Annotated in this window: 9 protein-coding genes; 6 read left to right on the plus strand and 3 right to left on the minus strand. The window is 68.9% G+C overall.

The genetic code is table 11. The annotated features are described in order from the left end of the window. The first annotated feature begins 45 nt into the window (after positions 1–45). The 5 genes from BN1701_RS12185 (at position 46) to BN1701_RS12205 (ending at position 9,080) form a co-directional block, all read left to right on the plus strand. Positions 46–2,667 (plus strand): type IV secretory system conjugative DNA transfer family protein, encoded by a 2,622-nt coding sequence (locus BN1701_RS12185; RefSeq protein ID WP_082859810.1) that lies wholly within the window; start codon positions 46–48, stop codon positions 2,665–2,667. Positions 2,668–2,719: 52 nt separating this feature from the next. Continuing rightward, complete coding sequence (locus BN1701_RS12190) at positions 2,720–3,790, plus strand: replication-relaxation family protein (protein WP_054048386.1); 1,071 nt, start codon at positions 2,720–2,722, stop codon at positions 3,788–3,790. A 4-nt stretch (positions 3,791–3,794) separates the two neighbouring features. Further along, on the plus strand, positions 3,795–4,793 hold the full coding sequence (locus BN1701_RS12195; protein ID WP_157367930.1) for a C40 family peptidase: 999 nt from the start codon (positions 3,795–3,797) through the stop codon (positions 4,791–4,793). 1,034 nt (positions 4,794–5,827) lie between these two features. Beyond that, positions 5,828–6,148, plus strand: a complete 321-nt coding sequence (locus BN1701_RS12200; protein WP_054048388.1) for a hypothetical protein — start codon at positions 5,828–5,830, stop codon at positions 6,146–6,148. After that, a complete protein-coding gene (locus tag BN1701_RS12205) occupies positions 6,141–9,080 on the plus strand; it encodes a tetratricopeptide repeat protein (RefSeq protein ID WP_054048389.1) in 2,940 nt (979 codons plus the stop codon). The genes BN1701_RS12200 and BN1701_RS12205 overlap by 8 nt, the downstream gene beginning before the upstream one ends. An 892-nt stretch (positions 9,081–9,972) precedes the next feature. Here the strand turns inward: BN1701_RS12205 and BN1701_RS12215 are convergent. Then, positions 9,973–11,355 carry a hypothetical protein gene (locus BN1701_RS12215; protein ID WP_054048393.1) on the minus strand — a complete coding sequence of 461 codons (1,383 nt, stop codon included), beginning with the start codon at positions 11,353–11,355 and terminating at the stop codon, positions 9,973–9,975. Further along, entirely contained in the window at positions 11,352–11,897 is a 546-nt protein-coding gene (locus BN1701_RS12220) for a SigE family RNA polymerase sigma factor (RefSeq protein ID WP_054055811.1), read from the minus strand. The genes BN1701_RS12215 and BN1701_RS12220 overlap by 4 nt, the downstream gene beginning before the upstream one ends. A 203-nt stretch (positions 11,898–12,100) precedes the next feature. Here BN1701_RS12220 and BN1701_RS36840 point away from each other — a divergent pair, with 203 nt between their 5' ends. After that, the gene (locus tag BN1701_RS36840) at positions 12,101–12,373 is read left to right on the plus strand and encodes a transposase family protein (protein WP_082859812.1); all 273 of its coding nucleotides are present in this window, start codon (positions 12,101–12,103) and stop codon (positions 12,371–12,373) included. A gap of 501 nt (positions 12,374–12,874) precedes the next feature. Here the strand turns inward: BN1701_RS36840 and BN1701_RS12225 are convergent. After that, positions 12,875–13,684, minus strand: a complete 810-nt coding sequence (locus BN1701_RS12225; protein WP_054048395.1) for a hypothetical protein — start codon at positions 13,682–13,684, stop codon at positions 12,875–12,877. Positions 13,685–13,729 lie beyond the last annotated feature (45 nt).

Raw genomic sequence — 13,729 nt, forward strand, 5'->3', positions numbered from 1 at the left:
GCTCGTTCCGCGCGCCTTGTCGGCTGTTTCGTGAAGGGACTTGCCATGCGTTCCTGGATGCCTGCTGCCCTGCACCGCCCCGCCCCTGCGACCATGCCCACCGGGATCCGGTCCGGTGGGTTGGGTGGCGGGTGGCTCGGCGACTACCTACGCGACCCCGGCGGCGCCGCGCGCGCGCTGCTGGAACGTCTGCGGGAGTGGGTGATCGAGTGGGGGCCGATCGCCGCCCCGCCGGCCGTCGTCGGCGTCGCCGCGCTGGTGCTCGGCCGCCGGTGGTGGGCGCGGCGCTGCCACGCCCGACTGGTCGCCGACGCCCGCCAGATCACCGTCCTGGCCCCGCCGCAGGTGGATCCCGCGGGCGGGCAAGCGTTGTGGTCCAACCTCGTGGGCTTGTTGCGCCCAGGGTGGCGGCGTCGGTTCACCGGGCAGCCGCATGTGGCGTGCGAGTACGTGTTCTCCGAGCAGGGGGTCGCGATCCGGTTGTGGGTGCCCGGTGTCATCCCGCCCGGCTTGGTGGAGCGGGCGGTGGAGGCGGCGTGGCCGGGGTCGCACACCCGCGTCGCCCACCCCGCGACACCGCCGCTCCCGGCGCCGGGGTCGACGCAGCAGCGGTTGGTGGTCGGCGGCGAGCTGAGACTGGCCCGCGGCGAGGCGTTGCCGATCCGCAGCGACTTCGACGCCGACCCCCTCCGTGCCCTCATCGGGGCACCGGTCGGGCTGGGCCGCGAGGAGTACGCCGTCGTGCAGATCCTGGCCCGGCCGGTCGCCGGCCGCCGCGTCACCCGAGCCCGCAGGGCGGCGCGGCTTGTGCACACCGGCGGCTCGACCAGCCTCGTCGGGCGGTTGCTGGACGCGATCACCCCCGGCATGAAGACCCGCCGCCCGACCGGGCGCCGAACCAGCGCGGGGACGTTGCACAGCGACCCGCGGACCTCGCTGGAGTACGCCGCCCAGAACCGCGCCATCGTGGGCAAGCAGCGCGGCCCGCAGTACGAGACCGTGATCCGCTACGCCGTGGCCACCCTCCTGCCCGCCGACGCCGCCGACGGCGAGATGCGCACCGCGCGCGACATCGCCCGCGGCCGCGCGCACGCCCTGGCCGCGTCGTTCGCCAGTTTCACCGAGCACAACCGCTACGCCCGCCGCCGCCTGCGCCACCCCGGCCCCGCACTGGCCGAGCGCCGCCTCGGCGCCGGGGACCTGCTCTCGGTGCCCGAACTCGGCGCGATCGCGCATCTCCCCACGGAGGAGGCGATCCCCGGAGTCCAACGCGCCGGAGCCCGCGCCATCGCCCCACCACCGGGCATCGCCACCCCCGGACCGGCCGCGAAACCATTGGGGGTTACCGACACCGGCCACCAACGCCCCGTCGCCCTGCGCGTCCCCGACGCCCGGCACCACCTGCACGTCATCGGCGCCACCGGCTCGGGCAAATCCACCCTGCTGGGCAACATGATCCTCGCCGACGCCGAGCAGGGGCGCGGGATCGTGCTCATCGACCCCAAAGGCGACCTCGTCACCGACATCCTCTCCCGCCTCCCAAAATCCGCCGGGGACCGGGTCGTGCTCTTCGACGCCGACGCCACATCCAGGCCCCCGTGCCTCAACCCCCTCGACGGCGGGGAAACCGACCTCACCGTCGACAACCTCGTTAGCGTGTTTCGGCGCGTCTACTCCGCGTTCTGGGGGCCGCGCACCGACGACGTGATGCGCGCCGCCTGTCTGACCCTGCGCACCCAGGAAGGCGTCGCCACCCTCGCCGACCTCCCCAAACTGCTCGCCGACCCCGCCTTCCGGTCACGAGTCACCGCAGGGGTGAGCGACCCGGTGCTACGCGGCTTCTGGTCCTGGTACGAGGACCTGACCGACTCGGCGCGCAGCCAGGTCATCTCGCCGCTGATGAACAAACTCCGCGCGTTCCTGCTGCGCCCCTTCGTCCGCGACGCCATCGCCGGTGGGCACTCCACAGTGGACATGCGCGACGTGCTGGACGGCGGGATCTGCCTCGTCCGTATCCCCAAAGGCAGCCTCGGGGAGGAAACCACCCGGCTCGTGGGCTCCCTCGTCGTGGCCCGTACCTGGCAGGCCACCACCGGCCGCGCCCGCATCCCCCAACGCCAACGCCGCGACGCCTCGATGGTGATCGACGAATGCCACAACTTCCTCAACCTCCCCTACCCGATCGAGGACATGCTCGCCGAGGCCCGCGGATTCCGGGTCGCCATGACCCTGGCCCACCAACACCTCGGCCAACTCCCCCGCGAACTGCGCGAGGGCATGTCCACCAACGCCCGCAGCAAGATCTTCTTCAACGCCAGCCCGGAAGACGCGCGCGAACTGTCCCGACACACCACGCCACGGCTATCCGACCACGACCTGGCCCACCTCGGCGCCTACCACGCCGCCGCACGCCTCGTCCTCAACGGGGAGGAGGCGCAGCCGTTCACCATGCGCACCCAACCGCTCCCACGGGCGATCCCCGGCCGGGCAAGGGAGATCCGCGGCATCGCCCGCCGCGCCCTACGCGACCGCACCACCGGCGCCGCCTCGCCGACCGCGGGTGCGCCGTCGCGGCCCCCGCAGCGGCCCGGCTCGTCCCAGCCCACAGGGCGGCGCCGAGCACCCGCCGAGCGCCCACGCACAGCCGACCCGCGCCGCCACCCCTGACCGACCCGGCACAAAAACCCTTGCCGCACAATCGATCGGAGGCCCGACCCCCATGATCACCAATCCCACCCGCCAGCGATCCCTTCGAGGGCACAAGCCCGCCCGGCCGAGCCCACGGTCAGCCAACACCGCCGACCACCAAGCCGTGCTCGCCTGGCGGTTGACCCCGCGCGACCGGTGGATCATCCGGATGCTCCACGAGCACCGGGTCCTCACCGCCCACCAGATCACCGCCCTCGCCTTCCCCTCATTCCGGTCTGGGCGGCAGCGGATGCGGGAGCTGTACCTGTGGGGCGTCGTCGACCGATTCCAGCCCTTCGTCACCCTCGGCACCGCCCCCATGCACTACGTCCTCGCCCCCGCCGGGGCCGCCGTCCTAGCCGCCGAAGACGGCCTCGACGTCAAGGAACTGGGCTACCGCCACGACCGCGCCTTCGGCGTCGCCCACAGCCTGCGGCTGGCACACACAGTCGGGGTCGCCGAGTGGTTCACCGCGCTGGTCGACCGCGCCCACCACGACCCACCTGATGAGGCCAGCAGGGTGGTGGCGTGGTGGTCGGAGTACCGCTGCGCCAAACACTTCGGCGACCTGACCCGCCCCGACGCCTACGGCCGCTGGACCACCGCAGGCCAGGAGGTCGAGTTCTTCCTGGAGTACGACTTCGGCACCGAGGTGCTGGGCAAACTCGCCGGGAAACTGGCCGGCTACGCCGCGCTCGCCGCGGCCACCGGCATCACCACGCCCGTGTTGGTGTGGCTGCCCACCGCGCGGCGCGAGGCCACCGCCCGTCGGGTGCTGCACCGCGCCTGGCGCGAGCTCGACGACCCGAGCCTCGTGCCGGTCGCCACCGCCGCGGCCGACCTGCTCAACCCCGACACAGCCCACCCAAGCCCGGCCGACCAGGTCTGGCTGCCCCTGCACCCGGCCGCCGGGATCGGCGCGCGCTGCGAGCTGCACCGACTGCTCGACGCCTGGCACCTGCCGCCCCCGACCGGCCCCGACGGCGACGGCGAGTCGGCGCGGGAGCCGGACACCCCGCCGCTCATGGCGCCCGCGCCGCCGCCGATGCCGCCCACCCCGCCGCCCGCCACCTCACGCGGGCCGAGCACACAGAAGAGGTGACCTCGTGATCCTGAAAATCGGCGCCGCTGTGCTGGCCGTGATCCTGGTCGTCCCGGTCCTGTTCGCCCACGGGGTGTCCGGGGCCGTCGATGCGGTGTTCGGCGATAGCACCCCCAGCGTGGACTGCGCCCTCGCCGCCGGCACCGGGGTCGCCGGGTACGGCGCCGAGCAACTCGCCAACGCCGCCGTCATCGTGGCCGTCGGCAAACGACTCAACATCGGCGAGCAGGGCCAGGTGGTCGCCATCGCCGCCGCGATGCAGGAATCCACCCTGATCAACCTCGACCACGGCGACAGAGATAGCGTCGGGCTCTTCCAGCAACGCCCGTCGCAGGGCTGGGGCTCGGTAGGGCAGATCATGAACCCGGCCTACGCCGCCACCCAGTTCTACCGACACCTGGCGAAGGTGCCCGGCTGGCAGACGATGAGCGTGACCGACGCCGCCCAGGCCGTGCAACGCTCCGGATTCCCCGACGCCTACGCCCAGCACGAAACCACCGCACGCCTGATCGTCGGCGCGGCCACCGGCGCGGGCTGCACCACCACGACCTCGGTCGTCGTCGGCACCGGGAACTGCAACGCCGGCGCCGCCCCCAACCCCGTCGCGGTGGCCGCGATCAACTACGCCTGCGGGCAGAGAGGACTGCCGTACCAATGGGGCGGGAACGGAGCCGAGTTGACCGAACTACCGAACGGCCAGACGCAGGTCACGGGCGGGTTTGACTGTTCGGGATTGACGAAGGCCGCGTATGGGGCTGCCGGGATTCAGTTGCCTCGCACGGCGCATACCCAGTACTGGGCGACGGCTCGGGTGCGCGAAGCTGATCTCGTGCCGGGCGATCTGGTGTTCTACGGCACCCCGAACACCAAGATTCACCACGTGGGTCTCTACATCGGTGCCGGTCAGATGATCGACGCACCGACGTTCGGCAGGCCGGTTGGTGTCCACCCGGTGCGATACCGAGGAGACGACTTCACCGGCGGCGGACGTGTCATCCGGTAATGCCGTTTGTAGTTTCCGCGCCGACTTGAACACTTTCCGCGCTATATGACAACTGCGCGAGCATTTGCTCAGCTATGGCGGAAACCGGCTGGTCACGACGTCAACCAACCCGGATACCTCACAACGCTGAGCCGGGATTGAGTAGTTGACCCGGAAACCCCGCCCGTCGGAGGTGATCAGATAGCGCGGAAAGTCGCAGGTCAGGCGAACCAAAGTGTTCAAGTTCAAGCGGAACGTACACCGTTGTAGGTTCTCATGTTAGATAGCGCCGTCTCAAGGATCCTGCGCCGATGTGGCGCCTGCGCCAGCTCGGTGAGACCGGCGGGCAGTGTTGGTGTCCGTTCTCGGTGAAGGTTGCGGAGTCTCACGATGTCGTGCGCATGGCCGGCGAATTCTCAGGCGGCGGCCCATCCGGTGGCCTGGTTCGCCTGGGTTGCGTCGGTCTGGGCTGATGTGGATCTTATCCGAATTGGCGGTTATCAGCGGTGTCTGCCGAGACCCAGGCGATCATGGCCGTGCCGAATGCTCGCTCATGCCGATGAGAGCGGTGTCCCGCAGTGAAGTCCGGCTGAGGCTCGTCTCTGGGCGTCGAGTCGTTCTGTAGCACCGCGGCGGCGGGTTTCGATAGTTGGCTGACGGCGGGTCGACGTCGCGTTGGACGAGATATCGGCGTTGCTCGTGGAGCAGGCTGATGTCGGTCGATCGTCCCTGTCGCCGTTTGCCAACTGACGACGGCGATCAGCAGCCTTCTGAACGCCTCGGCGTTGGCTGCCGTGGCCGCGCCTGATCGCGGTAGCAGATGAGACCCGCTCATCGCCACTGGGCGAGGCCCCTCCAGGGCCGTCGGTTGTAGTCGATCGCACGGTCGAAACCGCCGCCGTGGCTCCTCGTCGCCGAGGCCGAGTAGGACCTTAGAAGCAGAGAGACGAGCGCTACCAACGGGCTCTCGACGTGGTGCTGGAGCCCGTAACCCGGAGCAGGGCTGCCACGATTGTACGGAGAGGCACATTTCGGGTACGACGAGTGGGGTAGGCATGTCGGGTGTGGTGGTGTCGGTCTCTGATCCGGCTGAGCTGCGGTCGTTGCGAGACCACCTGCGGCGGGTGCCCGATCTGGATTTGGTGCAGGTGCCTGGCGTTCCGGCAGTTGGCGAGCAGGGCGTGTGGGACGTGCTGCAGCTGAGCGCTGCCAGTGGAGGGGTGTTGGTTGTGGCTGTGCGGACGCTGCCCGCGTTTATCAAGTCACGTCGGTCGTCGGTGTCGATCACGGTGAAGACGGGCGACAAGACGATCACGTTGACAGCAGACAATGTCGCCGATGTCTTGCCGGTGGTGGAGAAGGCATTGGATGCCTGACGCGGTCGACGGGGACTACTCCCGCTCGCGGGCCGTGCTGATCGGGAACTGGAACTACCGGCACCTGACCACAGTGCCGGCGGCTCAGCACAGTCTGGAGCGGATGCGGTCGCTGCTGACCGGGCCGGTGTGCGGAGGATGGCCGCAGGACCGGGTGATGGTGGTGGCCGACCAGGACCGCCTCGCCGATCTACCACACGACTTGGTGCTGTGGTTCCAGGACGTCGTGGATGTGGCGTTGTTCTACTACGTCGGCCACGGCCAGTACGACCACGACGACCGGCTCTGCCTCGCGTTGGGAGACTCCAGCGATCACCCAGCTCTGCGCACGACGACGAGCTTGACCTTCGACGCGGTGCGGCACGCGTTCCGGACCAGTAAGGCGACCACAAAGATCGCCGTCATCGATTGCTGTTTCGCTGAGTTGGCCGCCGATGGTCAGCTCGGGCAGACCGAATTGCCACGTTCGCCGGGGTTTTACTTGATGATGGCCAGCGGCGCGTTCTCCACCGCGTGGTTCGAACACGACCCCGACATCACCCGCCCGCAGACCTACTTCACCAAAGCCCTCGTCGATGTCATCGAACGCGGCATTCCCGGCCAGCCCGAGTCACTCACCCTGGGCCCGATCTTCGACGCGGTCGCCGACGAGTTGGCCCGCCATGCTCGTCCCGAACCGCGGTCCCGGGCCAGTGACCGCGCCTCCGCGTATCGCTTCGCCCGCAATCACGCCGCCACCCTGCTCCCGAGCCGGGTCGCAACACCGGTCCGCGTCGGCTTGCCACCCCCGATAGCTGACCACTACCAGGAACGCCGGGCGGTACATCACATCCGGCGTACGCTCACTGACGGCGGCACGGCCATTCTCATGGGTGCCGAAAGCTCCGCAGGGGTCGTCGTGGCGGGCCTCGGTGGGGTCGGCAAGTCACAGGTCGCCGCCCGCTACGCATGGTCGGTGTGGCCCGACCATGGGCTCGGCGTCGTCGTTTGGGCCAGCGCGATGTCTCGCGATGCCGTGATCACCGCGTACGCCGAGGCAGCACGTCAGATTCAGAGGTTCGGCTCGCGCGAGCAACCTCCCGACGAGGCAGCCGAATGGTTCCGCAACTGGCTAGGGCGAACCGAGAGTCGCTGGCTGGTCGTGCTCGATGACGTCCAGGATCCCGCTGACATCCGCGAGTTGTGGCCCCCGAGCCGTGCGCGCGGGCAGGTCATGGTGACCACTCGCCGCCGGGACAGCGCCCTGCGAGCTCATGGCCGCACGGTCATCGAGCTCGGAGTGTTCACCCAGACCGAGGCCATCGACTATCTCGCGGACGCACTTCCCGCAGTCGACGACCAGCGAGAACTTGGAGAACTGGCAAGCGAACTCGGGCATCTTCCGCTCGCCCTCGCTCAAGCTACGGCGTTCATCACCGACAATCCCTTACTCACCATCCGCGGCTATCGCGATCGACTCGCCGATCAACAACGCCGTCTGTCTGAAGTCGTGCCGATCCGCGCACAATTGCCCGACCAACATCGGGACACCGTGGCCGCGACGTGGTCGCTGTCGATCGAACACGCCAACACCTTGCCGCCATACGGGTTGGCCGAGCCGTTGCTGCGCATTGCGAGCCTGCTTGACCCGAACGGCTTCCCCCTCACGCTGCTCACCAGTGACGTCGTTCGCGGCTTCCTCACGCGCATTACTGGCGCCGAAGTCGACACCAATCAGGTATCCGACGGACTTGCCAACCTCCACAAGCTCAGCCTGATCACGCTCGATCCCGGTCAACCCGCACGCGCCATCGCAGTCCATGCTCTCGTGCAACGCGCCGTTCGAGACACACTCACGGGTGACCAACGCGACGAACTCGCGCGTCTCACTGCGGACGCCCTCGCGCAAGCGTGGTCACAGGCAGGTCCCGAACTCCACCCTGTCCTTCGAACTTGCACCGCCACCGCGCACAGGTCCACCAAGCCTTCACTCTGGAAGCCGAACGGCCATTCTGCGCTGTTCATGGCTGGCAACTCGTTGGGCGAGGCAGGACAAGTTGCAGCTGCACTAGTCTACTTTGAAGATCTCCGCGATCAGGCCACGCACTACCTCGGCGCGGATCACAGGGACACCCTCCACGCCCGCTATCGCGCCGCTATCTGGCGCACACTTGCTGGCGACGCCGCTGGCGCGGTTGTCGCCCTGCAAGGCGTGCTTGCCGACCAACTGCGCGTCCTCGGACCAAGCTATCCCGACACTCTGACGACGCGCCAGTTCCTTGCTCGATCGCAGGCAATTGCAGGCGACGCGGCTAGCGCCGTCGTCGCGCTAAGGGAATTGCTGCCCGACTGCATAAGGGTCCTTGGGTCGGAACATCCCCACACCCTGACCACCCGACATTACCTTGCACGGTGCCTCGGCGAGGCTGGTGACCCAGTCGGAGCCGTAGTGGCGTTCGAGCGTGTGCTTGATGACCGACTTCGGGTGCTCGGCCCGGACCACCCATCAACCCTCAAGACACGCCACAACATAGCCCGCTGGCAGGCAGTCGCTGGTGACGCCGCTGGTGCCGTCGTCGCGTTGCAGGAACTTCTTCCGGACCGAGTGCGCGTACTTGGTCCTGACCACCCCGACACACTCATGACTCGCCACCACATCGCTCGCTGGCAGAGTGAAGCTGGCGACCCAATCAAGGCTAAGAATATGTTCGACAGCGTGCTAGCCGATCGGCTCCGAGTGCTGGGACCCGACCACCCAGACACCATGAACACCAGACACCACCTCGCACACTGTCAGGGCGAGGCGGGCGACATCGTCGGGGCGGTGGCTGCGTTTGAATCCCTGTTGGCCGATCGGCTCCGAGTGCTGGGACCCAACCACCCAGACACCATTGCAACAACCTCCTACGCGGACCGTTGGCGCGCCAGAGCCAACCATGCCGATCGTCAATGAAGGGATGCAAGGCTGGCACTTGGCCTCGCCAATGGCCAGCCGTCCGACCCATGCGAAGTGTGGCGACAAACATCGTCGATGGTTCATTCGCTATGCCGCGAACATCCGCTCATGCCGCGAAGCGCGCGTCGGCGCGGCCGGGAGCGGCGGCCAAGCCACGTTCCGATGAGGCAGTGTCCGTCCGCCTCACCATCGACGACGTCATCCACGACGAAGACCAGCTTCTGCTGCGACTCGGTGAGCCACCCTCACCGGTCCCAGCGCCGTTCGCGACCCTCCTGATCGACTGGATCAGCAAGCGGGACAACATGAACACCGCCACCAACCCGACTTCACGGTGGCTGTTCCCCGGCCGCCGCGCCGGGGCGCCGATGCACCCCGGGAGCCTTGCCGCCAAAGTCAGACACCTCGGCGTCCCCACCCCACCGGCCGCACCGCCGCCATTCACCGGCACGTCCTCGACCTGCCCGCACCCGTCGTCGCCGACGTCCTCGGCTACCATCCCGTCACCAACCACCAGGATCGCTACACAAGCAGGCGCCACCTGGAACCGCTACGCCCAGGCGATCACACACCGCCACCCTGACCTCGAACCGCGACAGTTGAACACGCGAGCTCACCAGTCTCACGGGCCTGCTCGACGGTGCCCCGCAGCGCCCCGCAGACCTGCCCGAAGCTGTCTGAGCGGGCCCTGCGTCGCCACCCCCGGCTTCCCTGCCGCCCGCGCGATCGGCGGTGGCGCAGATCCTCGCCGCCGCCCCGCAGGTCTGGGGCCGCGGCCCGGTGGGTGGCCAGCCCCGGCGGCGCCGGGGCTCCCGGGCACGGCGGAGCGACTGGGAGTACCCGGGGACGTCGCTGAACGGGGTGTGGTGGTAGCTCCTGCTCGGCCAAGTCAGAGGGTGAAGCCGGGGTCGGTGGCCAGTGCCGTCAGCTGGGCGACGGTGACCGGAATCGTCGGCCAGAAGTTTGGTTCCCCCGGTTCGAACGGGTCACCGTTGTGCCCGAACGCCGCGACCACCACTCCATCGGCCCGGAAGTGGGTGACGGCCAGAATCTGGTGCTTGCCGTCTCGCTGAGTCCAGCGCTCGGTGGTCAGGAACCCATTGGCATGGCTCGCCTGCGTGCACTCGCCAAAGCTGTTGGCGCACACCCATTGCGGTCCCGGAACGGCCGATCCCGGTGCGCTGATGGCGAAAGACACCGAATAGGGATGGCCGCCGAGCGTGTAGGAGACGGCGCCGATGTGCCTGGGCGCGGTCACGTTGAGCTCGCCGTGGCCTTCGCTCACAGGTCCGACTGAGCTGACCGACGATGCGCCGGGGACGAACTCGCCAATCCTCGTTCGGGCCAGCTGCTGCCACGCCGCGGCCTGCCGCTCGAGCTCGGCGATGGTCGACATCCGCGCAACGACACCCGGCGGTGACCACAGGTCCGCCGGCTCCGGCTCCTGCCGCGCTCTGCTCTCACGGGGCGCGCTGGGCATGGTCTCGGCCCTGGAACCCACCGCGACGGTGAGTTGCGGTTCGATGGCGATCGCGACCAACTGGTTCGCCGACACCGGTACCTCGGCACGGTCCGGGCCCGGCTGCGCCCCATCCGGCGGACCCGGGTCGTAGGCGTGGCCGGACACCCACACCACCGAACCGTCGGCCCGGAAGTGGATCGCGACGGTCGTCGCCCGGCCGTTCGCCCGCACCGTCGCGCGGCCGATCAGCACCGAGCTTCCGTCTGGTCGGCTGACGGGCGGATCACAGGTCGCCGAACCGATCTCCTCGAAGATCGTCGAGCATGGCGAGTCGGGCCCGAAACCGGCGACGCCCGGCGCGTACACCTCGAGCAGCAGTCCGGTTCGCCCGACCGAGTCGACGAACTCGACGTTGCCGTAGATCCGGTTCGGCCCGTCGGTCGGCTCGTCGCTGCCGAGGAAGTTGCTGAAGCGTCCGGTCCACAGGTCCCGCACACCCGGAATGACCTGCGGTACAACAGCCCGCATATGAGCCTCGATCGCGGCCGCTCGCTCCTTCAGCTGCGTAACGGTCGCCGAGCCGGACCCGGCCGATGGCTGCGTACCGGCGGGGCCGGTTCGCCCCGCCAAGCTCTGCACCGCGACCGCGGCGACCACGACGGCCACCGTGGCGAAGGCGGAGCCGAGTAGCAGCGTCCTGCGGCGCCTGGCCGTGGCCGCGCGGTCGACAATGTCGTCCGGGCCGAATCCCAGCGGCGGCTCGTTGTCGACAGCACGCCGGAACCGTTCGGTGATCTGCTGCTCGTTCATGGCAGCTCCCCGCAGTTCAGGTCGGCCGGCTGTGGCTTGACGTCGCCCAGCGCGGCCTTCATGGCGGCCAGGCCGCGAGCGGTCTGGCTCTTGACGGTGCCTTCTGAGCAGCCCAGTGCCCGCGCGGTCTCGGCAACCGAGAGTGCCTCGAAGAAGCGGAGTACGAGCGCGGCTCGCTGGCGCGGGGGGATCGAGCTCAACGCGACGAACAACTCGTCACGCAAGTCCGTTCGCTGGTGCGCGACGGCCGGGTCAGCCACGGCGTTCACGCCGTCCGGAACCTGACCGACTCGACGCTCCGACCGGCGCCACGGCCGTCGCCGCTCGTCCAACCAGCACCTGAGCAGGGTCGTGCGCGCGTAGCCGACCGGATGATCGGTCCTCGTCACCCGCGGCCAGGCGCCGTGCACCTTGATCAGTGCGGTCTGCACGAGATCCTCGGCCAGGTGCCAGTCGCCGCAGAGCAGGTAGGCGCTGCGCCGCATGGCCGCGGCATGGTCTTGGACAAACCCCCGAAACCGGTCCTCGTCGACTTTGCGCACCATGGCTCCCTTCGACACCGCAGCTACTTACGGAGCCCGCAGCAAAAGGGTTGCACGCCGTCTAAAGGATGTCCCGTAACTGCTCCATGTCGTGATCGTTGATCATGGTGTGGAGCAGGTGATTGGCTCTGTCCGTGGTTGCGTGATCAACGAGGCGTGCCGGGTGCGGGCGTCGATCGGGGGTTTGTGATCATGTTCGCGGTGTGATCATCAGTGGTTGGAACGTGCTGTTGCTGCATCTGGCTGGCGTGGTCGTCGAGGGGATCGAGCGGGCCGGTTCGGGTGTGCGGGTCTGGGCGCGGGTTAGCGGGGAGGTCGGCGTTTTTCCGTCCTGTGGCTGTCGATCCCGTCGGGTTCACAGCCGCTACGACCGAAAGGTGGCCGACGTGCCGGTGGCCGGCCGGGCGGTGATGTTGCGGTTGGAAGTACGAAGAAGGCGCCAAGCAGGAGAGACGGATTGTGCGCAACGTCGTTGAGACACCATGTGAACGCCCCTGTCACGACAAGATCCTATGCGCCGTCAAGGCGAATTGGGCTTTGCCGGACAGCTTGCTGTGGACATTCAGGAGTGCTTTTCGTTGCGGGGTAATGGGGTTCCACGCCGCCGATGCCCGCGCCCGTCGTCGCGGCGTATGGTCGGCCGTCGGCGGCGACAAGCAGGATGCGCTGGGTGAACAGCGGCGGAGCGAAAGCCGTCGAGCGTGATGATGTTGTGGTTGCTGGCCTGTGCGAAGAGCGTGGCGACGTCGCCGACGGTGGCGCGTTCGGCCTCGACCGACAGACCCTCGGCGCGCGGCGCGGCGATGTCGTTGGCCGGCGGTACGGCGGCCGCCTCCAGGGTGGAGCAGAGACCGATCCCTGCCAGCCGCCCCCCATCAGGACATCACGATCCACTGTGGACTCTGAACGGATCACGGAACTCCTCGCGACGGACGCGGTGGACAGCGTGGGGGCAGGGGACATGGGGTGTTGCGGGGTTACCGGCGGCGTCGGGTGTGGAGTTCGGTGCGCAGGTCGGCCAGGGTGCGCCCGTCGGAGGTCCGCTGGAACACTGCCCAGCCGTCCTGGAGGTAGCCGCCCAGTTCGGTGGCCGCGCTGGTCGGGGTGGCGTACACCCGGCCGTCGGCCAGGGCGACGGTCCCGTCGGCGCGGGCTCGGAGGATGTGGCGGACGCTGGTGTTGCGGCGTTCCCACAGGAACTCCTCCCCCGGTGCGATCAGTTCGGCGTCGAGCAGCTCCCTGATGGTGCCGAGGGCCGACGTCGTGCGCGGCGGTACGGTGCCGTCGCGGGCGGCGGACTCGGCGAGGTCGGTGTGCAGGCCCATGATCGCGTCGGCGGTGGGGGCGATGGTCACCGGCCATGCGGTGTCCAGGTGTGGCCAGAACCCGACTCGCCGCCAGTGGCCGAAGCTGGCGAGCAGCATCTCCACGTCGACGGTGTCTGTGTTCGTGTCGTGGAGGGTGTTGTCCTCGGTCGGGGTGAGCCTTACGACGAGGTCTCCGTCGCACAGGTCGGCCGGGGGCTGCTCGGGGAGCCAGCTGGCGGCGAACAGCTCCAGTTCCGCGCCGTGGTCGAGGTCGCCGACGAGGTCGACGGCCTCGATGAGCATCGCCCACGTCTGGCGCGGTTGGCGCATCGGGATGGTGAACGCCGGGACGAGGGCCATCGCCTCCGGCGACAGTCCCTCCCAGGCGCGCAACGCCGCCTCTCCGTCTATGTGCGGTGCGCCCATGGCGGGATCGGCGACGGGGGTGGCGTGTGCGGGGTGTCCGGGTCCGGTCGGCATGGCGTTGTGCTCCCTGGCGGTGTCGATGACGGAGGTGAGGGGCGT

Origin of the sequence: Alloactinosynnema sp. L-07, from assembly GCF_900070365.1 — a bacterium.
Taxonomy (GTDB): Bacteria; Actinomycetota; Actinomycetes; order Mycobacteriales; family Pseudonocardiaceae; genus Actinokineospora.